Origin of the sequence: Paenibacillus aurantius (genome assembly GCF_032268605.1) — a bacterium.
GTDB lineage: Bacteria > Bacillota > Bacilli > Paenibacillales > NBRC-103111 > Paenibacillus_AO > Paenibacillus_AO aurantius.
In genome coordinates this window covers 6,224,445-6,246,890 of sequence record NZ_CP130318.1, presented here as the reverse complement: position 1 = coordinate 6,246,890, position 22,446 = coordinate 6,224,445, and the positions used below count along the sequence as shown (strand labels likewise).

Here is a 22,446-nt window from a genome sequence, read left to right as displayed (position 1 = left end):
TAAAAAAGAGATTTCGGAAAGCGGTGCTAGCATGTTAGGGATCTTAAGCGTGTCCGGTCTTTCGTTCTTATTGGTAGCATTCTGTACCCCACTGCTCATTAGGGCGCTGCGCGTTCTAAAGCTAACGCAGCCGATTCGATCAGAACTGCCGCTTGACCACCAAGCCAAACGGGGAACACCGCTGATGGCTGGACTGGTCTTGTTTATCGGGGTGGGGATGGCCCTCCAGTCTCATTCTACTCCCTTGATGAGCCTGCTAGGCGTTACGTTTCTTTTATTCAGCTCGATCGGCTTTATGGATGATTTCAAAAAGGCATTCTGGCAGGACCCATCGGGAATCTCCGGACGGACCAAGCTGGTGCTTCAATTCGCTTTTACGGGCTTGCTGCTCTTCACATTGTTTCGTTTCTTCTCTCTGACCAGTGACATCGCGTTGTTCCACGGCTTTCAGTTACATCTGCCGGTGTACGTCTACATCCTCATCATGCTTTTGTTTGTGGTAGGTTCCGCGAACGCCATTAATTTTACGGACGGATTGGACGGGCTGTTGATCAATGTAGCGATCCCCACCTACTTTTTCTTTTTTCTGATTTCGGACAAGCCGGAGGTGCAAGTCTTTTCGCTTGTCATGATTGGCTGTCTGCTCGGTTTGTTTCTCTACAATATTTATCCGGCCCGAGCCTTTATGGGGGATACCGGGTCGCTCGCCATCGGAGGTTCACTATCGTTTCTGGCCATCATCGAGAAGGTTGAAATTCTGATTCCTCTCCTGTTTTCCGTCTATCTGGCGGAACAATTTTCCGTCATTCTGCAAGTCTGGTATTACAAGCGAACGAAATTGCGGATCTTCCGGATGACTCCGATTCATTTTCATTTCAGCCTGAAGTACGGCTGGAGCGAGAATAAGATTGTTATGGTGTTTGGCTTCATTTCCTGGCTTTCCGTGCTCCTTTGCTGGCTGATTTGGAAATTCGTTCTCTGACAACTTCCAGCGGCACTCCTTTTTCACCCAATTCCTTATCAAACACCTTACAATGCGTTCAGCTCAATTTCGAAGCCTAAATCTTCAATGATTTGATGATCGGTGGAAACCGCTTGTCCTGCTGTAGTTAAATAATCGCCCACAAAGAGGGAGTTAGCTGCGTACAAAGACAGAGGCTGCAAGGTACGAAGGCTAACTTCGCGCCCGCCCGCTACGCGAATTTCTTTGGAAGGGCAAATAAATCGAAAAAGTGACAATACCTTTAAAGCCTTCATAGACGACGTGCGTCCCGCCTTCTCTAACGGAGTTCCTGGAATCGCATTAAGGAAATTAACGGGAATCGAATCTGCATCTAGTTCCCGTAGGGCAAAAGCCATTTCTACAATTTCTCGATTCGTCTCGCCCATTCCGATAATCACACCGGAGCAAGGCGACATGCCGCTCGTCTTTACATGTTCCACTGTTTCTACGCGCTGGTCGTAGGTGTGTGTTGTCGTAATAGACGCATAATTAGCTTTACTTGTGTTCAAGTTGTGATTGTATCGGTGAACGCCTGCTTCGACGAGACGTTTGGCTTGAGCATCTTTTAAAATCCCCAAACATGCACAAATTTTCAGCGGCAACGTTTCCCGAATTTCTTTGACGGCGGATATCACCTGATCCAACTCTTTCTCGGTCGGACCTTTCCCCGAAGCAACGATGCAATAGGTCCCTGCCTTTCGGGCCATGGCTTCACGTGCACCCGCAAGTAGCGAGTCTTTGTCCAGCAGGGTGTACTTCTCCACCGGAGCTGTCGAAACGATCGATTGTGAGCAGTAACCGCAGTCCTCGGGGCAATGTCCGCTCTTGGCGTTAATGATCATGTTCAGCTTCACTTTTTTTCCGTAAAAATGCTTTCTAACCTGAAACGCAGCTTGCATCAACGGAAGTACTTGATCATTATCGGCTTCAAGAACACTTAGTCCTTCTTCTAGTGTTAAAGAGTCCCCATTAAGCGCTTTATACGCGAGTGACTGCCACGTAAAATCGGTTTGTATCGTTTTAATTGTGATCATCCCTTATTTAAGTAAAATTTGAGATTGCCTGTTTAATAGACGATAGGTGAATTGTTAACCAATTTTATTTGTTTTGGGTTAACAATTAATCGGGAACAGTTTACCAGACTGCGATAGCCTAGTAAAGGTTTAATAAAGCAGCCTCCGCCCCTTTTGGGACGGAGGCTGCTATCCTTAATAGGCGCAGGCTGATTTCAATCCTTATCGAACAATTCGCGAAGATAATCACGGCGGCCATGCAAAATCCGATGAATCCCGAAAGCATGATCCACCATGCGATAAAAAACCCAATACGGTGTCATTCCCATTCAAAAACGGATTCCGCACTAATCGTGGTTCCATGATGGTTCCCTTCACAAATCTCCTTCATGGAGCCTGGCTTATCAAAATTAAACACATGAAGGGGAAGATTGTGGTCACGGGCTAGGATAAAAGCGGACTGATCCATTACCTTCAGGTTACGGGTTAAGACATCGTTGTAGTGAAGAGACCGGTATTTCCTTGCTTCTTTGTCGTACTTAGGGTCGGCATGGAACACCCCATCCACCCCTTGTTTGGCGACCAACAGAGCATCGCAGTTCACTTCGATGGCCCTTTGGACGGAAGGATAATCGGTCGTCACGTAGGGCTGCCCGTTTCCTCCTGCAAAAATAACAATGTGACCCTTTTCCAGATGGTGGATGGCCCTTAATCGGATGTAGGGTTCGGCAACGGAGGTGATCGGGATGGCCGTCATGACCCGAACTTCTTTGGGGGTTTTGGCTTTAAGGACCCCTCGGAGCATCAAGCTGTTAATCACCGTGGCGAGGGTGCCGATGTTGTCCGCTTCCGCTCTTTCGATGCCCCAGCTTTCCCCCATGTGGCCGCGGAAAATATTCCCACCGCCTATCACCAAGGATACCTCCACCCCTCGATTCACAACCGACATGATCTCGTTTGCGATATGGTCCAATTTCTCGGGCTCAAAGCCAAACTCCGTGCTTCCGGCTACCGCTCCACCGCTTAGTTTAATAAGAACCCTTTTGTACCTGGTCAATGATTTCACCTCCGCGCAAATAAAAAACACTAAAGCAACAAATGCTTTAGTGTTTCACTGGAATGGGGATAGGAAAGGGTAACCGTCGACGGATGATCAAGCCTCCGTTTCCCCCTCATATTCCCCACCCCTTTCCAGTAATTTTCCATCGATTTATTTTATACGGTGTGGAAGGAAAAGGCAACTGCCATAAGCGGTTTGATTACAAGTAATTTGCCTTAGCTTTATCTAGTACGCATGCGCTCGGCATATGTAGCATCTTCTAGGGAGGTAATCGTGATGGTGGCGGTGGAGTTGGGCCGCAGCGGCTTCGGGGTGATATCGGCATGCAGCACCGCCTGCTCCCGACCGCTTCTCCAGCTGACCGCCCGGGGCTGCTGCGGCCGGGTAGGGTTCCACGGGTTTCCGGTCCGTTCCAACCCCCCGCCCAGCAGTGTAACCACCGCGGCCTCCGGCACGGGGACGTGGAGGCCCGCCTGGATGGCCTCCGCCGCGGTCCGGGCCAGCGCGGCATACTCCCGATTGTCCACCCGCCGGGTGAGAAGGTCACCCACCACCAGCCAGGCGCATAAGGCGAGGAAGAGCGGCATGGCAACATTGCCCACGGCGTTGTCTGTCGTCATTCCGATGATGCCGACTGCCAGCACCGCGGCAATACCGCCCCACAGGATCAGCTTGTAGCGCCGCTCCCGCCACGGGTTTAGCCGTGACAGTGCGGGGATGGGGATGTCGACCGTGCCGAGCAGGCGGCCCTCCGGCTCCAGCGAAAATCCCGGGGAGGGGGAGAGGTCCAGGACCACAACGATGCCGGTATCCAGCTGCTCCCCCTCAATCCGCAGCTTGGCACCCGCGGAGAGATCAACCTCATCGACTAGCTCGGCGCGGCTGACAGGCAGGAACACCTGGACCTCCTCCGCCCGGGAAGTACGGACCCGGAAGATGATGCCTCTATCGCCTTCCAGATGGTACGGCTCGGTGAGGCTGGAGACGATGGCGTCGAACGTCGTTCTACCGGTCATGGGATGCTTCCTCCTAGTGTATATTCGAATCTATCGATGAGGTGCTTAACCGTGCAGTAAAGGGCCGGGGATGCTTTCCCTCGGCCCTTACCGTTCGGCACTTCTACAACGCCATTATACTAAACTCTTGGGGGAACATCTATCGATGGATAAAGAGGGTCTGAGGATCAGGCCTTTTTCAAGGATGAGTTAGTAACATTTTTTCATATTTTTTGTATGTATTTGGTGATTATTTGCTTCAAGTTTCATTTCTGACACCTAACCCATAAGATTGCCCCCGCGGCAAATAAAAGCCCTCAATCCCGCGAACTGCACTGGCTGCTGGACTTTATTATCGTACTTTTCCATACTTATCGAGCTGTTTAAGGAAAGAACTCGATCAGATAGGGTCATATTCCCACGTTAGTACCCAGATCGTTCTCATATTACCCTCCTTTCCAGTCTATTTTATGGTATGTCGGGACAAGAAAATGGTGTAGGGTTTGACCGTTCCTGCTGATCAAACACACATAATAAGGTAGTATTCCTAATGGTCCAATCGGGTTTGGCATTTTCACATATATTGGAATTATGCTGCAAAAAAGGGGGTGAACCAAATGCCAAGACTCGCTTTGTGGCAAGGTTTAAATTTTACTGTCCGCCGTATTCTCTTTAGCGGTGAAGATGGGGTTGCCGTACGTGACCTGCGGGCTTTTCGTTTTGATAACGTACTTTCGAGTTTCACTCTCAGCAACGCAGAGGATCCTAGAGAAGTCACTTTGGTATTGTTTTCCGGAATTAACTATAAAGGCAACTTCCGAGTATTCCGCGGAGCCCAGGCGGTACGTGATTTGCGCACCCGTGGGTTTAACGATGTTACATCCTCCTTTGTTCTCGTTGACGAAATATTAACGAATGCACAAATCCGCCGAATTCAACGTACAGGTGTTCTTCCGGAAGATGTTATCACCATTAGCCAGTAACGAACATTTCAAAAAGGGGCCGCCTCGATTTTCCTCTTATAAAGCAAAAGTTCGGGCTATTTGACGCTTACGGATAAAATGGAAATGAAAAGGAGCCTCCATTCGTGGGGGCTCCTTTGTTAATTCAAAACTCACGTGATCCTATTTGGTATCAAAACTAACTCGCAGGATTGTTCAATCCCAATGTAGACTTAGTGCGGTATCTCATAAATAAATAGGCTCTAAGTGCATTGTCAGCAGCAATACTTGCCCAAACGGCAGGGAGTCCCATTCCCAATTTCCATGCAAAGACGTAAACCCCAAGCGTACGAATGCCCCAGATCCCTATAGTTGTCACTATCATAGGATATTTACTATTACCACCAGCCTGAATGGCAGATGTGTCGACTAGGGAAGATGCCAAGAAGGGCTGTGAAAATATATCTATTGCAAGGACTATGAACAGCAAGTGAAGAACCGTGCTGTTATTGGTAAACAATTGTCCAATCCAAGGGGAAAAAATAAAAATCAGCGCTGTCACAATCGTCATCGAAATGGCTGATTGAATATAACTCCATCGTCTGTAAGAGTGTACTGCCTCCACATTTTTATTTCCGATTGCCTGTCCAATCGTTACACTGGCGGCTATAGCAAAACCTGTTCCAATGGTCGAAGCGAAAACGGTTAACGTGCCGGCTATATTATGCGCGGCATAGGATTCCGTGCCCATTCTAACAATCAAACCGAAATAAACGACTTGCCCGAGTCTCATGGATAGTCGTTCCACAGCTACAGGAACAGTGAATTTGAGCATACTTAAAAAAAATGACATTTGGAACTTTAACTCTTCTCCCACTAGCGAAATAGCTTTAACCTTCCGCGATTTCCTCCATAAACGTGCAGAAGCATACAGCCGCGCAAGTACCATAGCCCAAGCTGCTCCCACTAAACCTAAGCCTGGAATAAACCAAATTCCAAAAATCAGAATGTAGTCCAAAACAACGTGAACTATATTCATTTCTACCCCAACCTTAAGAGGCGTTTTGGTATCTCCCGTTGCTCGAAATGCGGCAGATTGGGCCGTAAATAAAGCGAGTAAGAGAGAAACACCCAATACAATCTGAAAGTAAGGTAAAGCCGTTTCTTGGAGTTCTCCATAGGCACCCATGATATGTAAGAGGGGAACGCCAAAAACAATGGACCCAAATGAGAATAACAAACCAATGGCAAAAGCGGCCAGAAATCCATGGAAGACGGTCGTACGTCCTTGCTTAAGGTCATTCGCACCGACTGCACGAGAAAGATAAACGGATAGTGCCGTTGAAACAGCTGCAAAGACACCAAGGTATGTCATACTATAAACATTTGTCACGCCAACCGCGTTTATAGCCACCAACCCTAGTCTTGCGATAAAAAAAGAATCTACCACGCCTAAAAGACTTTGCAGATAGGCTTCGCCGATCGCTGGTAAAGCAATAGCGAACACTCGTTTTGCCGGGGCTGGAATCAACTATTATCACCTCATTGGGTGTCTTGATGATTCAAGATTATCACTCCAGAAAATTGAAATGCAACATCAGTTTCCTTTTCGTCTTTGAATAGAAACGATAGTTCTATATTATAAGTTAGGAGAGTCACCAAGCTGGAAAGCAGAACAGGAGGCAGCAGCAGATGAACCAAGAAGAATCCGAATGGCCCATCCCGAAAATAGAAGGACTCCGCGTGGTGCCCGCCCATAAGGCGTCCTGGGAGGACCTCGAGGTTGTCCTGGGCCAGGCCAAGTGCCACGCGGTCCGGTGCTACTGCCAGCGGTTCAAAATTCCGAGCTCCCGCTGGAAACAGGTCGACGATGACGAACGCGCCTTCCTGCTGCGTGTCCAGACTGGGTGCGGGAACCCGGAGGCGGACACGACCAGCGGGCTCGTCGCCTACCTCGACCACGAGCCCGTCGGGTGGTGCGCGGTCGAGCCCCGGACGGCCTACCCCAAGCTGAAGAGCAGCCGGGTGCCGTGGCCAGGGCGGAACGAGGACAAGGACGACGACAGCGTCTGGGCCGTCACCTGCTTCTCGGTTCGCACCGGCTACCGCCGGCGCGGGATCACCTATGAGCTCGCGCGCGCTGCCGCCGCTTTCGCCCGGGAGCGGGGAGCCCGCGCGGTGGAGGGGTACCCGATGATCACCGTGCCGGGACAGGAGATTCCGTGGGGGGAGCTTCACGTCGGCAGCCGCAGCGCCTTCGCCGCGGCCGGCTTTCGCGAAGTGACCCGCCCCACCGAGCGGCGGGTTGTGGTGCGCCTAGAGTTCCATTAAACCGCCGTACTCGTGGGTGAGCCCGCCGGGTGACGCCTAAGCTAATAGCAAAAGCCCCGCCCCCAAATGGGGGTGGGGCTTTGCTTTGCCGTCCTAGCGATTATTGAACACCGGCATACTGTGAAACAAGGGAAGGAACATCTTGGGCCTGATCCGGCTCGTAAGCGTAAGGAGGATTTGTGAACGGTTCCACTGGGGTGTAGCCAGCAGGGGTAACGCCGCCCGTATCCGTGCTTCCCGTGGTGTTGTCATAGACATTGCCTACAGCCGTAATGTACGCCGGACGCCGGTCGGGGTACATGAATTGGTGCGGGTTTTTGACATTCTTGAAATAGTTATTCTCGATCAGCATTGAGGCGTAGACGCCCACTCCGATGGCATAGCTGTTGCCGCTTGCCGTGTAGTAATTGTTATAGGCATGCGCCTGGCCGAAGAGGACGCGAGGCATCCGCTGGTCGACATTGTTGGCATACCAATTGTGGTGGTAGGTCACTTTGTTCCGGCCGGTGTCGGTATCCTCGTGCTCCGCGCCGCCGCCGTTCAAGCTGGCCAGCCGGTGGGGATGACTTCTTTCGGTATAGAAGAACTTATTCCAGGAAACGGTTACGTAGTTGGTGCCTTGGGTGAGGTCCAGCAGACCGTCACTGGCATCCCAGATGGTCAAATGATCGAACCAGAGATGGTGCGAATACCGCACGGCAATCGTGTCGGCAGGACCATAAATCGGCCATACGCCTTCCATATTCAAGTTGCGGACGATGATGTTGCTTTCGTTGTCTATGGTGATGCCTCCGCGGATGGTCGCGTGCTTGTCCGCACCCTGGATCGTTTTGTTGCTTCCTACGTGGATGAAATCGGCTCCGGAGGTAATGGTTCCGGACACGATGATGACTCTCGGGACGTCGTCGCCGGCCAGGGCTTCCAGCTCAGCCAGGGTGGTCACCGTCTGAGGGGTGGCTTGGCCGCCGCCAGTCGTTCCGTTAACTCCTTCCGCATTGACGGAAGCCCATCCGTACAGGTCAGTAGAAGGGGCGGCAAGGGCCTGCCTACTCAAGGACATCGATAGAGTGGAAGCATCCCAGGCAACGGTCCATCCCAGGGCTTCGGCGATCTCCCGAAGGGGAAGCATGGTGGTTTCTTCCCAATAAAAAGGAGAGACTTCCGGGTTAAGCCCCAAGCCCTTTACAATCAGCTGGATCTCGGGCTGCTTGAGCCTTGCCTGGCCGGGCAGGGAATCGATCAGAACGGCCTGCTTCTCCTCATCCCAAGCCACTTCCACGCCCAGGTTTTCCTCGATGAAACTTTGGGAAACGACGACTTGGCCGTCCGCTCTAATGACCGGATCTTTCGATTTTACTTTCTCGCCCTGGATATGGACCGTGACGGGAGTGGTATCGATCGCAGGCATTGACAGCACCGGGCCAAGCTCTACGGGATCCACAGTGATGGGCGTGGTAAGCGCTTTGATGTCGATGTAGTTGATCTTGATGTTTTTGCCCGCGGAATCCTTCGGATCGAGCGTCAGCTTGCCGTCGGTCACCTCTACTTCTACCGTACTGGTAGCGTAGACTTGTCCATCGGGCTTGACATGCTTCCACACGCCGTCTACCTGCTGGTTCTCGAAGAGAACTTTCTCTTCGGCTGTGAGCAGCAATTTCCCTTTGATCTGGTTGGGATACAGAATATCCCCAATGCTGACCGTCACTTCATACTTGCCGTTCGGCACGGCGATCTCCCATAGATACCCTGCGCCGAACTGGTTCAAGGTGGCCAGTTTAAGATCGGGCTCCAGCAGGCTGTAATCCCGGGTTTCGCCGGTGTTAAGCCGGGACCAGCCATAGGTGAACCCGTTGCCGCGGCTTCCGTACAGTTCTCCAATATCGGCTACAAAGCCATCCGGGGTTTGGGAATACAGGGTTTGGTGGTTAATCTTGACCTCCTTCGTTTGAGAAGGCAGCGGTTTAACCACGATGTAATTGATTTGGATGTTTTTGGTAGCGGAGTCCTTCGAATCCAGCGTCAGTTTGCCGTCGGTTACGTCCACCTTGACGGTATTGGCAGCGTACGTTTGTCCATCCGGCTTGACGTGCTGCCAGTTGCCGCCTGCCTGTTCATTGGCGAACACTACGGTATCTTCCGCCGTCAGCAGCAATTTCCCCCGGATCTGATCGGGGTGCAGAATATCGCCGATGCTGACGGTCACTTCGTATGTACCGTTCGGGACCGCCATCTCCCACACATCGCCAGCACCCATTTGGTTCAAGGTGGCGAGCTTAAGATCAGGCTCAAACTTGCTGTGATCTCTGGCGTCCGTCACATGATTAGTGGACCAGCCATAGGTGAACCCGTTGCCGCGGTTCCCGTACTCCTTTCCGGTATCGGGCAAAAAGCCGTCAGGGGTTTGGGATTCTGCGGTCTGAAAGTTAACTTGGGCCGGGGAAACTTCTGCAGCGGCACGGCCGCCCTTGGTGAACAGCATACTCACGACAAGACAGAAGGCCAATACGACAGCTGAAATGGATTTCGCTTTTTTCATAGTCCCTCCTAATTTTGAATAAAAGGATTAGAAAACCAAATGCAGGTTACTCGCCGGCACCTTTCTCTGATCGCAAACTGCGAAAGGTAAACGGAATAAAGCGTTTTCAGAACTAGAGTTACCGATAAACCAAATGGGTATAGTCTATCCTTTCATAGTTTTCCTTCCTCCTTTGCCTCGATTGTTCGCAACAGGATAAATATACCATTTACACATTTCGCAATTCAATGAAACTATGGAATCATTTGCCAGTCTTTTTATAGTCTAAAAGTCTTTGTCGGAAAACGACGACAGCATCGCCAGTAGGAGCAAGTTTGTCGCAAGAACGGTCAAGAAATTCGGAAGGCCAAAGGTTATTCTGATTACGCAGCAAGGAAGGTCAACCGTTAAGAAAGGAGAAGGTTTCGTGTTTGCTTATGTCGGAAACGGTGCGTATTGTTACGCCAATTCCACCTCTATGCTGCTTGCTCCTATGGGGGAACCGATTTCCCCCAGCCTCATAGAAGTGTTGACGGGAGTAGGGTTAGGGGCGGTTTGGTTTGAAGAAGACAACATGATTTTCTTCTCCAACGGCATTCCTCATCAAGGGGTCAGCAAAGCACTGGACTTGTTAGGATTTACGTACAAGGAATGCTCAGGGAAGGAGGAAAGGGGATGGATAGAGCAGCTATCGGCGGAGCTTAGGGAACATCCGATCCTGATGGGGCCGCTGGATATGGGCTTTCTGAGCTATTTACCGAATCATCCGTATCTGCACGGCTGTGACCATTATGTGTTGGCTTTTGGGCTGGAGGATGGGTGGGTTCGGCTGCATGATCCGGCGGGTTATCCTTTTGCCGCGCTGCCTGTTCACGACTTGATCCGCGCAAGCAGGACAAGCCGATTGCAGTACCGGTTGTATCCAAACGATCTTACTTATCATTATTGGACAGCGCCTGTAAGGTTGCGGCAACGAACCTCTATAGAAATGTACCGGGAAGCCATCCCTTACTTCCAAGAAGTGTATACGAATGCGGATCGCCTCGCTTTGGAACACGGCTGGATAACGGGGACCGGTGCTTTTGCAGCCTTATCGCGGCATGTTCAAGGAGGAAAGATGGACCCGGGACTCCAAGGTCACTTAACCCATTTTGCCTTTCAAGTCGGTGCCAGGCGGGCATTGGACTTTAGTGAGTTTTTTCAATCGTATAACCGCCAGCTGTCCGAGTTAAAAGGGAGGCAGGCCGAATGGTTCGGCAGCTGCCATTCCCTTGCCGTTCGGGGGGATTGGCACGCAGTAGGGGAGGCGGTACGTTCTTTGGGAGAGCTGGAACAGGAATTCCGGGAGCTTCTATTTAGGGAGTAGACAAGAAAGGCTTACAAAGAGCATCCGCCAAGGATGGCCCTTAAGCTCCGTTTATATCATTAGAGGATTTCTCCATACAGAGATTAACCGTTCTTTCCTTAGACCAAGTGCGGTGCATTACACCGCGCGGAACCGTGAAGATCTCCCCAGGCTTTAGCGAGACCGTTTCGTCCTCCAAGTCTATATAAAGTTCCCCTTCCAGGACCAAGAACAGCTCATCGCAATCCTCATGTTTATGCCAATGAAAGGCGCCGTTCATAACCGCTATGCGTAAGGCATGGTCATTTACCTCGCTTACAATCCAGTTCTTATAGTCGGATATCCCCTTGGTTATCTCGAATAGATTGATTTTTTCCAGCTGCCCGCTCTTCATTATAGGGTCCTCCCGTATCCGTGATGTTCATCCCAATGATCTCACAACTATACCATGACGTTATACAGTCAGTGTATATCACGTCGTGATGCATGTAAAAGGATCGCGTCGCTTTGTGGGCGATAAAGAGGCTTAGGCTATCCAGTCCGCAGCAGCGGGCGTGTCATCGGGCCGGAACGGCAGGAGGAGTGGCTTCTCATCGTCCGGGAGTCCAAAGCATTTGTTAGGAGCCTGGGTGACAAATAGGAACGCTTCGGCTAACGGCAACGGAAATGCTGCATAGAGAAGAGGCCATCGACAGGGATGGCCTCTTCCTTTTGCCGTTAATGATCGCACGGGGTTAAGCTTTGGCGGCTGCCGGTTTCTCCTTTCTCTTTACCTTTCCCCAGGGCTTGAGCTTGGAAATAAAAATCATGCCGAGCAGCAAGGGGATGATGATACCGGAGGTCAGCAGAATCTTTTTGTGGATGAGCAGATACTCCGGATCGGTTAAGGCAGAGACTCCTTGATTGGAGGAAAGCTCCACCGCCCGCAGAACAAGGGGAGCCAACCACACTCCGCCAAGAGCGGCCAGGAAAAGGGTGGAGATTTCTTTTACAATGACCCAATAATATTTCTTGATCCCCCAGTGGGTCAGCAGGGACAGCACGACACCGGTCACGATGATGCCTATGGTTCCGGGGATGATCACAAGCAGATCGATGGCGTGCATAATCGAAGGAACGGCGAGCAGGACCGTTTGGCTGCCGGAATACAGGGAGAGGAGGGACAGCATAAGCAGGACAAAGGAAGACCCTACCCAAGCGGCTACAAAAATAAGATGAAGTCCGATCAACCAGGCTTTTTGGGTTGGATTTATTTTTTTGGCCATTTACTCGCCTTCAGCTTTCTTTAATTCATCCGTCAGCCACTCCAGCCATTCCCGCTCCATCTCATAATGCTTCCTAAGCAGGCGTATATTCGCTCTTCTTCCGAGGTAAGCCCGCGGATCCCCGTCCGCTTCCTCTGGCGGCAAATTCTTGAGGGTCTTCTCTACCATTTGTTTGCGTTTGGTGATTTGCTGAATGGACTCCTCCGGCGAGAGAACAAACAATCCTCCCAAGGGAACACTGTAATCAAACTTCACCAATTCCGGAGAGGCCAGCCCTTCCTTAATCATCTCCCGGTAGGCGTCTCTTCCCTCGTCCGTCAGGCTGTACACGGTTCTTTCCGGCATATTGCCTTCTTTCTCCACGGCGGTGTGGACCCAGCCTTTCTGCTCCATTCGTTTCAAGGCCTTGTAGATCGACACCCTCGTAATGTTGGCCCAGAAACGGAACTGCCTCTGCTCAATAATCTGATCGATCTCGTGGCCGTACCGAAACCCTTCCTGCAAAAGACCCAGAACGATACATTCTACATTGGACATTCCCGAATACCCCCTGACTCTGATTCTTTAGTATCCATTATATTAGTAAACAGTATACTAGTCAATGGTGACCTATCGGACAAAAAAACAAGGCCCCTGCCGCCCGGCGCACAAAAAAGACGTTATCCCTCGAAGGCCGGCCTACTTCTCATTGGGCCTAGTCGGGATAACCACTTGGAGAAGCTCGATAAATCCTATATGAAAAATAAACGGATCCCTTGAGTTTTATATAGTTCTCGTTCGGTTTTCTACATGGTACCATACGGGAAGAGGATGAACCCATAACGAACGAGGAGGATCGGTTATGATCAATGATAGAGATCAATTGCATCTGCAGCGGTGCATCGAACTGGCGAGGACGGCTCTGGAGGCGGGCGATGAGCCCTTCGGCTCCGTTCTCGTCTCCGCCAGCGGAGAGGTGCTGGCCGAGGATCACAACCGGGTGGCCGGCGGCGATCATACCCGGCACCCGGAGTTTGCGCTGGCCCGTTGGGCCGCCGCCAACCTGTCCGAGGAAGAGCGAAGCCGGGCGACGGTCTACACGTCAGGCGAGCACTGCCCGATGTGTGCAGCGGCCCATGGTTGGGTAGGGCTCGGGCGGATCGTCTACGCCAGCTCGTCCGGGCAGCTCGTCCAGTGGCTGGAGGAGTTGGGCGTGCCCGCGCCGCGCGTTCGCCCGCTTCCCATCCAGGACGTCATCCGCGATTCGGTCGTAGACGGTCCCGTGCCGGAGCTCGCGGAAGCCGTTCACGTGCTCCATCGGCTTTTTCATGCGAAGAAACGGCCCTGAAGGCACTAGAACAAAAGGACAGCCCCTCCCAGCGGTTGGGAGGGGCTATTCGTGAGGAAACGACGCTTCAGGAAGCCGCGGCCGCTTCTCTCTCGGCCCCGGTCTCCCTCTCGCGAAAGAGGCCGCCGAGCAGGAAGGTTCCGAGCGAAAGCGCCAGGCAGACGGCGGCGAAGAGGCCGATGGAGGCATAGCCGCCGAACCGGACGTAAAGCAGGCCCGCGGCCCAGGCGCCGACGGTGTTGGCGCCGTTCATGGTCGAGTTGGCCAGGCTGGAGATCGTCCCCCGGACCGAGGCGTTCAGCGACGTGAGAGCCTCCATCACGATCGGGAAGAGCACCCCGAGCACGGCGAAGATGAGAAGGTATCCGGCGGTCACGAGAGGCAGGCCCGGTCCATAAGGCAGAAGGGGATAGAGGACGATCAGGAGCCCCATCCCGGCGGCCATCGTGGGGATCCGGCCTAGTCTCCGGACCGCATAGGCCGGAAGCAGGCTGCCGAGCAGCGTGCCGATGCCGAGGACCATCAGGACGGTCCCGATCTGCCCGATGGGCAGGGCGAAGCGGTCGGCAAGCCATTTGCCGGCAAAGGCGAAGGCCGTTCCGCTCCCGAGATGAAGGAGCAGATAGCCGAGGAAGCCGCTGCGGGCCCGGCCGCTCGCGAGCAGCGTGCGGTACCGGCCGAGGATGGAGCCGGCTCCTCCTTTGCCTGCGGCCGGCTTCATATCCGGCAGCAGCGCGTAGGCGGCCGCGGCCAGGAGAAGCGAAGCCGCTCCTACGGCCCGGAACGGTACGGACCAACCCGCCGCCGCGAGCCAGCTCCCGATGGGCACGCCGAGCGCCTGGGAGGCGGCAAGTCCGGCGAAGGCGATCCCCATCGTCTTCGAGATGCGGGCCGGCGGCATGACCGAGGGGATGGAGGCCCATACCTGGGGAGCGGTGAAGGCCGCGCTGATGCCGGCCAGGAAGCGGAACAGGCACATCGTCCAGAAGCCTTCCGCCGAGCCGCACAGGAACGTCGACAGGGAGAAGCCGAGCAAGCCGCCGAGCAGAACGGTCCGGCGGTTCCACCCGTCGGACAGAGGGCCGGCGATCAGGGCGAATACGGCAGAGCCGAGCGTGTAGGCCCCAAGCATCCACCCGGCAGCCTCCGTGGAGACACCGAACTCGGCCTGCAGGGTAGGAAGCATCGGGGAAATGAGGAACGTGTCCGTTCCAATCATAAACATAATCAGGAAAAAGAGCGCGGTATAGCGGCGCATGGTCCATCCCTCCAACGGATTAGGTTTGCTTTCTGCCCCCAGTGTAAGCCATAATGGTGACATAAATTGTCATGGACTATTTTTTGGAGGAGAAAAAGATGCCCAAATCCAAAAGGCTGATGGAGCTCATGATGACCGTCAACCGGAAGCGGCGGTTCAAGGTGCAGGAGTTGGCCGACGAATTCGGCGTTTCGAAGCGGACGATTCTGAGGGACCTGCAGGAGCTTAGCGAGCTCGGGGTGCCCCTGTATTCGGAGCCAGGTCCCCACGGGGGCTACCAGGTGGTGAGGGAACGGGTGCTGCCACCCATCGCCTTCACGGAGGAGGAGGCGGTGGCCATGTTCTTCGCCGTGCACGCCCTGCGTCATTATTCCTCTCTTCCGTTCGAAACGGAATCCGCTTCGGCGCTTCAGAAGTTCTATCTCCATATGCCGGGCGATGTCCGGGACCGGATCGACAGCATGAAGAACCGGGTCGACTTCATCACCCCGACCCGGCGGAGCGAGGCGCCCTGCCTGGGCCTGATTCTCGAGGCGGCCGTGCGCCAGAAGGTGCTGGCGGTCGTCTACCAATCGAAGGAGGGGGAGGAGTGCCGCCGGATCCAGCCGGTCTGCCTCTACGCGCATAACGGCTTCTGGTACTGCAACGCCTACTGCTTCCTCCGCCAGGGCTACCGGGTGTTCCGCTGCGACCGGATCCGGGAGGCGGCCTACGACACGTCCGGCACGGAGCCGCTCGAGCTGGGCGACATCCGTCTCAGCCGGCGGGAGACGGCGGAGCCCCGGGAGCCGGTCCGCCTGCGCGCGGAGCTTACCCGCTTCGGCGTCCAGCGCTGCGAGGCCGAGCTGTGGCTCGCCCCGATGCTCGAAGTGCGCGGGGATGGAAGCGGAAGGATCGACCGGGACGTGCCGCGCGGGGAGATTCCTTTTTTGGCCGACTTCTTTATCGGACTCGGGAATGATGGGATGGTAGAGGAGCCGTCAGCGCTGAAGGAAACGATCCGCGCCCGGCTCTCCGAACTGCTGAACCGCTATTGTTCGTGAGGGGCCCGCCTGCGCGTTTTCTTGATTTTGCCGAAAGGTTTTAAATAGGTAATCACCACCATGAAAAGCAGACAGCCCAGGTTGAAGGAGGACGTGCGGATTACCGCGGACCAGGTCTGCTGGAATTCACGGCTTGCGAGGGCGGCATTCCCCCTGCTTTCCGTCAGGGAGGCCAGGGACGCCGTCCAATCGTTCAGAAAGAAAATGCCGATTAAGATCGTTGCCAGGGTCAGCACCAGCTTAAGGACGACCCAATAATGCTTAAGGAGCCCCCACTGCGTCCAGACGGACAGGAGAATACCGGTCAGCAGCGTTGCCAAAGCCGGGTATTTCAGCTGGTTCTCGTCGATGATTTCCATGCTGCCCAGCATGGAAGCGAGCTGTTCCCCGTTAGCCGCTGTCTGCAGGTAGACCCCCAGCAGCAGCATCCCCATGGTCCCGCCGATCCAGGAAGCGACCGCCATAACATGCAGAGCCACCACTATATTTTTTTTCTTTAATGAGAGCCGGTAAGCCATTGAATGTTCCTCCTCTTGATTGAACTTTCCCCAGCGTACCAAAAGCATGTGGTGATCCTGTGGTGAAGCGGTACGAATGTTGTGACCTCCCTCACCCGCGCCACCGAATGAAACGCTATCCAAATTTACCAGCCCGGTCTTCTGCATAGAGCTTCCCTCCCCTACAGGTAAAAATAGCCCCTTAGCCGCAATGGGAGGTGAAAAGAAGTGGTACCCTTGGCACCGCACGAAGCTCTGGAAATCCACGAATCGATTAATTTCAAGGCGTTGTGCCTGGCCAAATCCAAGCTGATGCAGGGCCTTGTCTTCGATCAGGAACTCAAGGATCTTATGCAGAAGGATGTCGAGCAAACCCAACAAGCGTTGGCTGATTTGCAGGCCCTCTATATCCGGGCGCCGTTCAGCGCCCCTGTACCGGACCGACCCACTCCTATTCTCAATGGAGGTGACTGATGGCATGAAGATGGATGAATTGGATCCGGCCAATGCGCTGAACATGCCGGAGATGGCGGACATGACATCCGCTATGGACTTTCTCGTCCGGGTCAAGGACGGTGTCCGCAATACGGCGTTCGCCCTTACCGAAGCAGCCTCGCCCGATGCCAGAGCCCTGCTGCGTACGCAGCTTTTCAAGACATTGCCCTGCATCAGTGTGACTTAACCTATAATCTTGCCGCCTCTTGAATCATAAGATTGCCGGGAAATGCCGGTAATCAGCCCGAAATATCATTAAAAATAGCTTTGAATTACCTATAGGTTTGCTGCCATAAGTTATATTTGGAATCAAAAGCTTGCCCTCAATCGGGTAAGCTTTTTTATATGTATTTTGTGGATCCGAAGGTTGTTTACCGAATCTCGCTAATTTAAGTAACGGGCAGGATAATTCTCAATTAATTCACGAATCAATAAAGGTATTTACACAAGAAAGAAACGATGGTGATTACTATTAAAATCCCTGAACTATAAGAGCTGGAATACTTATTTGAATGTGATACAAAGTTTTCTGAAGAAGGAATCCCTTGGCAATATACTACTGTTTCCTTCGAAATAACTCGTGGTATTCTAAGGGCTGAATTTGATTTTGAAGGTGCGTCTAAATGTGGACAATTGCGGATGTATTATAAGAATACCAATAGAGAAGGGTAGACGTGAGAAAAGAGATTCACAGAGTGCGTGCGATGACAATCAGAAGCAAACAAGCGAAGGAACGCTTGTTCAAGCGTGTTTGTGACGAATCCCAAATAAGTGCGGAGCGTGTCTGCCATTATTGTATTGTTGGATTCTTAACACGGGGAACATTTTATTCTCTAAAGTCTTCGGCTAAAATCAAAAAACGCGCCTGAACCATGGTGGTTTGCGCGTTTTGTCGTGACGAATACGGAGTCAGGACGGAATGTTCATAGCGGTCTGAATATTTTTCAGATCGAGCTGAATTTGCTCCGGAATATGGTAGGGATGGTAGAGCCCCCGCTGCATCATGTAGTTTGTTATCTTTTCATGGGAAACTATAGCTTCGTCGAGCTGTTTCATCAAAATTTGCTTGATTTCGGGGGTGGCACATTCGGTTACGGCCATGGCGTAGTTTCTGACTCCGCTCTTGGCGTTCATCAAAAAATCCATTGCGATCACGTCGTCGGTCAGCGTATGAAGCCCTGTCATGTGTTCTAATAGGGTGTTCATGTTTCTATCTCCTTTAGGTTAGGGTAACTTTAGACAGCACTCCACCGAGCTCCTGAAGCTGCTGCTGTGATAATTGCACGTCTTGCTGCAAAATTTGCCTGAGCTCCGGGTCGGTTACAAGAGCTTGCATGGTTTTGGATTTGGTTATGCAAACGGTCTTGAACGCAGCCATTTCATGAACCTCCAGCATCTCATGCAAAGCGTAACTGGTATTCATTCGGATTGTCCTCCCCTGTATTTACCCATATTCAGGGCTTTAAGATGACTTTGATGCAATCGTCCGTTTTCGTATCGAACACTTCATAGCCGCGCTTGGCCTCGCTGAGCGGAATGACGTGCGTAACAATGTCTCCAGGGTCCACTTTCCCCGACGTAACCAACTCGTACATATACGGCATATAATGAATGACCGGAGCTTGTCCGGAACGGATATTCACGTTGCGCTGCATGATGTCGCCAAGCGGGAATCCGTTATAGCGTCCGCCGTATACCCCCGTGACTTGGATGGTCCCGCCTTTGCGGACAGCCTGAGACGCAATGATAAGTGCGCTCATGGTGCCGCCTTGCAGTTTCAAACCGCTGGCTAGAAATTCGAGATCGCTCATCTTGCCGTCCATTCCTACCGCATCAATCACGACATCGGCGCCGCCTTTGGTCATTTCCTTGAGATTGTTGCCGATATTCTTATCCTGTTCGAAGTTTACGATTTCCACATTGTTCGTTCGCTTCGCATGCTGTAAGCGGTAATCGACATAGTCAACGGCTATGACCCGCTTTGCTCCCTTCAGCCAGCAGAATTTCTGGGCCAGAAGTCCGACCGGACCGCAGCCGAGCACGATGACCGTATCTCCATTCTTTACGCCGGCGTTATCTACACTCCAGAATGCCGTCGTCATGGCATCGGCGATCAAGCTTAGCTTTTCGTCCGGTTGTTCGCAGTTTTCGGGAATCTTGAAGTGGGTGAAATTAGCAAACGGAACTCGTAAATACTCGGCTTGCCCGCCAGGGTATCCGCCGGTCGTTCCGGAGTAGCCGAAATAGGCGCCCATATCCCCGTGTTCATTTGACTTGTCACATTGGCTTTCCAGCTGATTTTTGCAAAAAAAGCATTCTCCGCATGCGATGTTGAACGGGATGATCACACGGTCGCCTTTCTTTACCTTGGTTACTCCAGGGCCTACTTCTTCTACGATCCCCATCGGTTCATGCCCGATAACATAGTTTTCCTGAAGGTTAGGGATCATCCCGTGAATAAGGTGAAGGTCCGAACCGCAAATGGCGGAACTGGTGATTCTTACGATCATATCGTCCGGTTTCTCAATCTTCGGATCCGGCACCTCTTTGACCACGACATTTTTAATCCCTTGATACGTTACCGCCTTCATGCATTATGTCCTCCCATATGTTCATCTGGGGTCCGATCAAACATTCCTTTACGCGACGTATCATCCGGGAACAAATTCATCTGCCCGATCATCACCGTATTTTTCGCCGAAAGCTGGTCGAGTTGGTACTGTTCGTTAAGCTCGTAAGGATGGAACCATTTTTTGCGAATCATAAGCTCCGTGATTTCTTGGTGCAGGGCAATCCCCTGCATAAGATGATGGCGCAGCAGCGCTCTTACATCGGGAGAAGCCGTTTCCGTCAGGGCGATGGACAAATTTCGCACACCCTCCTTGGCACGAATAAGGAAGTCCATGGCAAATGTCATATCTGCCATCTCCGGCATATTTAACGAATTAATCGGGTCTAAATAATCGGTGTTCATAGGCGCTCCCCTTTACTGTGTGATAGGTGTCGGGCTATTCGGAACAGGCGCTTGGAATGGAGCTCTTGCGTAGAAGGCCTGGAGCTCGGCGATCTGTTGCGTGGATAGAATGACGTCCTTCTGCATTAACGCTTTCAGTTCCTGGTCAAAGACCAAGCCTTGCATAAGTTTTGACTTAGCGAGGCAGAGCGTTTTGAAGTTTAACGCTTCATGCAGTTCCATCGATTCGTGCGGCGCTAGCGTTGGCGTATTCATTGAGTAATTATCCCTCCTTCCTTTCATCAAAGTTAGACTTCCCTACCCATTGGATCCTATAATAAAATGGATTTCCAAAATCTGGGGTCCGAATATTCCCATGCAGTCGTAAGAATATAAACAAAATCTCAACCGCATACTTATTTCTGTTTAAGTTATTGATCTTTGCTCAAGGAAGGAGGACTCACCTTGCCCAATGAAAACAAAATTGATCTAGCCACCGAAAAGGCAAGAAAACCGGCAGAAGGTACACTTCACTCGAGCGGCAATACGCTGGAGCAGCATGCATCTAACGCGGTTTCTGAGGCGAAAACAGCTTTAAATCAGGCGATAAGCTCGATAAGTGAATCTAATGCGGCAACAAATTCACAAGCTTTGGAGACGGCCCGGCAGCAATTGACCCAAGCAGAGGAATTTATAGATCAAGCGCAAACTTCAGCAAACGCATTACGTCTGCCGGACCAACAATAAAACGGGTAGTTTTGATAGTGGCAGAGATTCTCCTTCTTTTTCGGATACAAGTGGAATCAAGCTTACTAATGTCGAGGTATGGTCGTCTGTCTATGTAGACGCTGCGATATGATGGGTCCCGAATTTACGCCGATACTCTCCGTATGGGCAAATGAGCTGCGTTGACGTTCGGAGGAACGTATTTGCCATAGACCCGGAGAGTCACCGACGAACGCGCTTGATTTGTTGGACCAGCGCAGCGAATCATGACCAGCGAGAGGGGCTGTCCCAAAAGTCATTTTTGGTTTTTATGCCCCCCACACTTTAAATGGTGAATCCTAACAGAAAGGAGCCTTCCATTCCACTATAATAGTGGTTTTGAAGGCTTCTTCAATATAATACTGGGACTGGCCCACTGCACAATACCCTTTTGGGACAGCCCACTTTTTTCTGCTTCCTAGGGGGCATAGCCCCACATTTAGGAACGTGTCGTACTGGCTGCGTTCTTTTGTTTTGCCGTTTCCACTCGTGTCATGGTTCCGAAGTAGATCACGCAGAACGCTCGAGTCATCAGGAATGTGAGGAAAATCGTAGCCCACGACCAAAACCAGTTCCAACGAACATACCGAATCAGATCGGTATAATGTACGAGCAGCTCCTCAACTATCGTCAGTACAGTGGTGAATAAAACGTAATAGCCGAATTGAATCCAGCCACTCCGATGGCTCGGATAATACGCGTTAAACACCGCGCATGTCATCGGATAGGCCATATATTCGTAGGTGAAGCTCGTCCGGCTAACGTCGGCAAGCTCCCTTACGGGATAGGCGAGAAGCTGGAGTTCGACCACGGCATGACCGAAAATACACGTAATATACTGTTTGAACAAAAAAGCAACCATCGCCAATCGACGTTTCTGCCGCGGGATGATGAGAATCAATAACAATGAAAGGATCCACACGGAAACGATAATGCCGTATTGCAGCAGCAAACTCATCGCTCGCTCGCTTCCTTCCTGAAAACTTTGCGGTCTCTAAAGAACCAGCTCGCTAGGCCGTGGACGGATAGGAATATAATCGATAACACGATCGCCATCAAACTCCAGTGAAAATGTACATAATCCACCAAGTCGGTATTTGCTGCTAGCAACCCGTCAATTAAGGTGAGCAGTGAAGTCCAGGCGGCAAAGTAAAAACAATTCGTCAACTTATTCGCATGAGGTCTGTAGATGTAATAAAGACCGCTCGCAACAGGCGTCCACACCACTTTGAACGTAATATTCAAATCCGAAGCTTTGGGAAATTCACGCAACGGGTAGGCCACCAAATCAAAGTGAACGAGCAGCATTTCTACCGTCCATACCACAGCCTGACACGCAAGAAAGCACAACACAAATTCATGAGCTTTTGCTCTTGGAACAAGAAAATAGATGGTGGTTATACACACAAACCAAACTAGCAGCAATAAATTTCGTTCGATGTCCATGGCCATATCTTGTACAAGGAAGGGGGCTCCTATGTATAGTGTACTTCTTTTTATTCATACTTTCGTGGGCGGTGATACTTAGGCAAAAACACAACACCGTTTACTCGTTGTCCGTCATAGATACGAACTTGCGGGGTTCCCGTAAAATTATTTTATTATCCAGGCACTTGACCCACATTCAGCCATATAAATAG

Annotated in this window: 25 protein-coding genes and 1 pseudogene; 9 read left to right on the top strand and 17 right to left on the bottom strand. The window is 51.9% G+C overall.

The annotated features are described in order from the left end of the window. Positions 1-31 precede the first annotated feature (31 nt). Entirely contained in the window at positions 32-982 is a 951-nt protein-coding gene (mraY, locus tag MJA45_RS28310; protein WP_315605229.1) for a phospho-N-acetylmuramoyl-pentapeptide-transferase, read from the top strand. Between the two features lie 47 nt (positions 983-1,029). Here mraY and bioB read toward each other — a convergent pair whose 3' ends face one another. The 3 genes from bioB to MJA45_RS28295 all read right to left on the bottom strand — a co-directional run bounded on the left by bioB (position 1,030) and on the right by MJA45_RS28295 (position 4,092). Continuing rightward, positions 1,030-2,037: a biotin synthase BioB gene (gene bioB, locus MJA45_RS28305; protein WP_315605228.1), complete on the bottom strand. Its 1,008-nt coding sequence runs from the start codon at positions 2,035-2,037 to the stop codon at positions 1,030-1,032. Positions 2,038-2,335: 298 nt separating this feature from the next. Then, positions 2,336-3,073 (bottom strand): UMP kinase, encoded by a 738-nt coding sequence (pyrH, locus tag MJA45_RS28300; RefSeq protein WP_315605227.1) that lies wholly within the window; start codon positions 3,071-3,073, stop codon positions 2,336-2,338. A 224-nt stretch (positions 3,074-3,297) separates the two neighbouring features. After that, on the bottom strand, positions 3,298-4,092 hold the full coding sequence (locus MJA45_RS28295) for a hypothetical protein (protein ID WP_315605226.1): 795 nt from the start codon (positions 4,090-4,092) through the stop codon (positions 3,298-3,300). A 596-nt stretch (positions 4,093-4,688) separates the two neighbouring features. Here MJA45_RS28295 and MJA45_RS28290 point away from each other — a divergent pair. After that, positions 4,689-5,054 (top strand): hypothetical protein, encoded by a 366-nt coding sequence (locus MJA45_RS28290; protein ID WP_315605225.1) that lies wholly within the window; start codon positions 4,689-4,691, stop codon positions 5,052-5,054. Positions 5,055-5,211: 157 nt separating this feature from the next. Here MJA45_RS28290 and MJA45_RS28285 read toward each other — a convergent pair whose 3' ends face one another. After that, positions 5,212-6,543, bottom strand: a complete 1,332-nt coding sequence (locus MJA45_RS28285; protein ID WP_315605224.1) for an MATE family efflux transporter — start codon at positions 6,541-6,543, stop codon at positions 5,212-5,214. 161 nt (positions 6,544-6,704) lie between these two features. Here MJA45_RS28285 and MJA45_RS28280 point away from each other — a divergent pair, with 161 nt between their 5' ends. Next, positions 6,705-7,343 carry a GNAT family N-acetyltransferase gene (locus tag MJA45_RS28280; RefSeq protein WP_315605223.1) on the top strand — a complete coding sequence of 213 codons (639 nt, stop codon included), beginning with the start codon at positions 6,705-6,707 and terminating at the stop codon, positions 7,341-7,343. Between the two features lie 100 nt (positions 7,344-7,443). Here the strand turns inward: MJA45_RS28280 and MJA45_RS28275 are convergent, their stop codons facing one another. Continuing rightward, a complete protein-coding gene (locus tag MJA45_RS28275; protein ID WP_315605222.1) occupies positions 7,444-9,879 on the bottom strand; it encodes a pectate lyase family protein in 2,436 nt (811 codons plus the stop codon). A 406-nt stretch (positions 9,880-10,285) separates the two neighbouring features. Here MJA45_RS28275 and MJA45_RS28270 point away from each other — a divergent pair, with 406 nt between their 5' ends. After that, positions 10,286-11,224: a cysteine peptidase family C39 domain-containing protein gene (locus MJA45_RS28270; RefSeq protein WP_315605221.1), complete on the top strand. Its 939-nt coding sequence runs from the start codon at positions 10,286-10,288 to the stop codon at positions 11,222-11,224. A gap of 40 nt (positions 11,225-11,264) precedes the next feature. Here MJA45_RS28270 and MJA45_RS28265 read toward each other — a convergent pair whose 3' ends face one another. From MJA45_RS28265 to MJA45_RS28255, 3 genes are all read right to left on the bottom strand, one after another. Continuing rightward, entirely contained in the window at positions 11,265-11,582 is a 318-nt protein-coding gene (locus tag MJA45_RS28265; protein WP_315608125.1) for a cupin domain-containing protein, read from the bottom strand. Positions 11,583-11,937: 355 nt separating this feature from the next. Beyond that, a complete protein-coding gene (locus MJA45_RS28260; RefSeq protein WP_315605220.1) occupies positions 11,938-12,468 on the bottom strand; it encodes a hypothetical protein in 531 nt (176 codons plus the stop codon). Next, positions 12,469-13,005, bottom strand: coding sequence for a PadR family transcriptional regulator (locus MJA45_RS28255; RefSeq protein WP_315605219.1), 537 nt, complete (start codon positions 13,003-13,005; stop codon positions 12,469-12,471). A gap of 304 nt (positions 13,006-13,309) precedes the next feature. Between MJA45_RS28255 and MJA45_RS28250 the strand changes: the two genes are divergently transcribed. Continuing rightward, positions 13,310-13,795: a nucleoside deaminase gene (locus tag MJA45_RS28250; protein WP_315605218.1), complete on the top strand. Its 486-nt coding sequence runs from the start codon at positions 13,310-13,312 to the stop codon at positions 13,793-13,795. Positions 13,796-13,862: 67 nt separating this feature from the next. Here the strand turns inward: MJA45_RS28250 and MJA45_RS28245 are convergent, their stop codons facing one another. Continuing rightward, complete coding sequence (locus MJA45_RS28245; RefSeq protein ID WP_315605217.1) at positions 13,863-15,053, bottom strand: MFS transporter; 1,191 nt, start codon at positions 15,051-15,053, stop codon at positions 13,863-13,865. Between the two features lie 98 nt (positions 15,054-15,151). On the opposite strand from MJA45_RS28245, the gene MJA45_RS28240 reads away from it, so the two are divergent. Further along, positions 15,152-16,096 carry a helix-turn-helix transcriptional regulator gene (locus MJA45_RS28240; protein WP_315605216.1) on the top strand — a complete coding sequence of 315 codons (945 nt, stop codon included), beginning with the start codon at positions 15,152-15,154 and terminating at the stop codon, positions 16,094-16,096. On the opposite strand, the gene MJA45_RS28235 is transcribed toward MJA45_RS28240, so the two are convergent. Continuing rightward, entirely contained in the window at positions 16,084-16,614 is a 531-nt protein-coding gene (locus MJA45_RS28235; protein WP_315605215.1) for a hypothetical protein, read from the bottom strand. The two genes, MJA45_RS28240 and MJA45_RS28235, sit on opposite strands and share 13 nt — an antisense overlap. Positions 16,615-16,821: 207 nt before the next feature. Here MJA45_RS28235 and MJA45_RS28230 point away from each other — a divergent pair, with 207 nt between their 5' ends. Further along, the gene (locus MJA45_RS28230; protein ID WP_315605214.1) at positions 16,822-17,067 is read left to right on the top strand and encodes a spore gernimation protein GerQ; all 246 of its coding nucleotides are present in this window, start codon (positions 16,822-16,824) and stop codon (positions 17,065-17,067) included. A gap of 4 nt (positions 17,068-17,071) precedes the next feature. Beyond that, a pseudogene (locus tag MJA45_RS28225) lies at positions 17,072-17,265 on the top strand (spore coat protein); the annotation flags it as partial. 732 nt (positions 17,266-17,997) lie between these two features. On the opposite strand, the gene MJA45_RS28220 reads toward MJA45_RS28225, so the two are convergent. From MJA45_RS28220 to MJA45_RS28200, 5 genes are read right to left on the bottom strand one after another with little or no spacing between them, the layout of a single operon-like run. Beyond that, positions 17,998-18,294, bottom strand: a complete 297-nt coding sequence (locus MJA45_RS28220) for a spore coat protein (protein WP_315605213.1) — start codon at positions 18,292-18,294, stop codon at positions 17,998-18,000. Between the two features lie 13 nt (positions 18,295-18,307). Then, the gene (locus tag MJA45_RS28215) at positions 18,308-18,511 is read right to left on the bottom strand and encodes a hypothetical protein (protein ID WP_315605212.1); all 204 of its coding nucleotides are present in this window, start codon (positions 18,509-18,511) and stop codon (positions 18,308-18,310) included. Positions 18,512-18,542: 31 nt separating this feature from the next. Next, positions 18,543-19,679, bottom strand: a complete 1,137-nt coding sequence (locus MJA45_RS28210) for a zinc-dependent alcohol dehydrogenase (protein WP_315605211.1) — start codon at positions 19,677-19,679, stop codon at positions 18,543-18,545. After that, positions 19,676-20,062 (bottom strand): spore coat protein, encoded by a 387-nt coding sequence (locus tag MJA45_RS28205; protein WP_315605210.1) that lies wholly within the window; start codon positions 20,060-20,062, stop codon positions 19,676-19,678. Before MJA45_RS28205 ends, MJA45_RS28210 begins: the two co-directional genes overlap by 4 nt. A 12-nt stretch (positions 20,063-20,074) precedes the next feature. Then, positions 20,075-20,317: a spore gernimation protein GerQ gene (locus MJA45_RS28200; RefSeq protein ID WP_315605209.1), complete on the bottom strand. Its 243-nt coding sequence runs from the start codon at positions 20,315-20,317 to the stop codon at positions 20,075-20,077. A gap of 189 nt (positions 20,318-20,506) precedes the next feature. Here MJA45_RS28200 and MJA45_RS28195 point away from each other — a divergent pair, with 189 nt between their 5' ends. Continuing rightward, entirely contained in the window at positions 20,507-20,788 is a 282-nt protein-coding gene (locus MJA45_RS28195; RefSeq protein WP_315605208.1) for a hypothetical protein, read from the top strand. A 457-nt stretch (positions 20,789-21,245) separates the two neighbouring features. Here the strand turns inward: MJA45_RS28195 and MJA45_RS28190 are convergent, their stop codons facing one another. Both MJA45_RS28190 and MJA45_RS28185 read right to left on the bottom strand, forming a co-directional pair. Beyond that, positions 21,246-21,764 (bottom strand): CBO0543 family protein, encoded by a 519-nt coding sequence (locus tag MJA45_RS28190; protein ID WP_315605207.1) that lies wholly within the window; start codon positions 21,762-21,764, stop codon positions 21,246-21,248. Then, entirely contained in the window at positions 21,761-22,252 is a 492-nt protein-coding gene (locus MJA45_RS28185; RefSeq protein WP_315605206.1) for a CBO0543 family protein, read from the bottom strand. Before MJA45_RS28185 ends, MJA45_RS28190 begins: the two co-directional genes overlap by 4 nt. Positions 22,253-22,446 lie beyond the last annotated feature (194 nt).

Bases quoted from the DNA above. Each gene is read 5' to 3' on its own strand.
- mraY (WP_315605229.1), top strand. From the start codon at position 32: ATGTTAGGGATCTTAAGCGTGTCCGGTCTTTCGTTCTTATTGGTAGCA.
- bioB (WP_315605228.1), bottom strand. From the start codon at position 2,037: ATGATCACAATTAAAACGATACAAACCGATTTTACGTGGCAGTCACTC.
- MJA45_RS28295 (WP_315605226.1), bottom strand. From the start codon at position 4,092: ATGACCGGTAGAACGACGTTCGACGCCATCGTCTCCAGCCTCACCGAG.
- MJA45_RS28290 (WP_315605225.1), top strand. From the start codon at position 4,689: ATGCCAAGACTCGCTTTGTGGCAAGGTTTAAATTTTACTGTCCGCCGT.
- MJA45_RS28280 (WP_315605223.1), top strand. From the start codon at position 6,705: ATGAACCAAGAAGAATCCGAATGGCCCATCCCGAAAATAGAAGGACTC.
- MJA45_RS28275 (WP_315605222.1), bottom strand. From the start codon at position 9,879: ATGAAAAAAGCGAAATCCATTTCAGCTGTCGTATTGGCCTTCTGTCTT.
- MJA45_RS28260 (WP_315605220.1), bottom strand. From the start codon at position 12,468: ATGGCCAAAAAAATAAATCCAACCCAAAAAGCCTGGTTGATCGGACTT.
- MJA45_RS28255 (WP_315605219.1), bottom strand. From the start codon at position 13,005: ATGTCCAATGTAGAATGTATCGTTCTGGGTCTTTTGCAGGAAGGGTTT.
- MJA45_RS28250 (WP_315605218.1), top strand. From the start codon at position 13,310: ATGATCAATGATAGAGATCAATTGCATCTGCAGCGGTGCATCGAACTG.
- MJA45_RS28245 (WP_315605217.1), bottom strand. From the start codon at position 15,053: ATGCGCCGCTATACCGCGCTCTTTTTCCTGATTATGTTTATGATTGGA.
- MJA45_RS28240 (WP_315605216.1), top strand. From the start codon at position 15,152: ATGCCCAAATCCAAAAGGCTGATGGAGCTCATGATGACCGTCAACCGG.
- MJA45_RS28235 (WP_315605215.1), bottom strand. From the start codon at position 16,614: ATGGCTTACCGGCTCTCATTAAAGAAAAAAAATATAGTGGTGGCTCTG.
- MJA45_RS28220 (WP_315605213.1), bottom strand. From the start codon at position 18,294: ATGAACACCCTATTAGAACACATGACAGGGCTTCATACGCTGACCGAC.
- MJA45_RS28215 (WP_315605212.1), bottom strand. From the start codon at position 18,511: ATGAATACCAGTTACGCTTTGCATGAGATGCTGGAGGTTCATGAAATG.
- MJA45_RS28210 (WP_315605211.1), bottom strand. From the start codon at position 19,679: ATGAAGGCGGTAACGTATCAAGGGATTAAAAATGTCGTGGTCAAAGAG.
- MJA45_RS28205 (WP_315605210.1), bottom strand. From the start codon at position 20,062: ATGAACACCGATTATTTAGACCCGATTAATTCGTTAAATATGCCGGAG.
- MJA45_RS28200 (WP_315605209.1), bottom strand. From the start codon at position 20,317: ATGAATACGCCAACGCTAGCGCCGCACGAATCGATGGAACTGCATGAA.
- MJA45_RS28190 (WP_315605207.1), bottom strand. From the start codon at position 21,764: ATGAGTTTGCTGCTGCAATACGGCATTATCGTTTCCGTGTGGATCCTT.
- MJA45_RS28185 (WP_315605206.1), bottom strand. From the start codon at position 22,252: ATGGACATCGAACGAAATTTATTGCTGCTAGTTTGGTTTGTGTGTATA.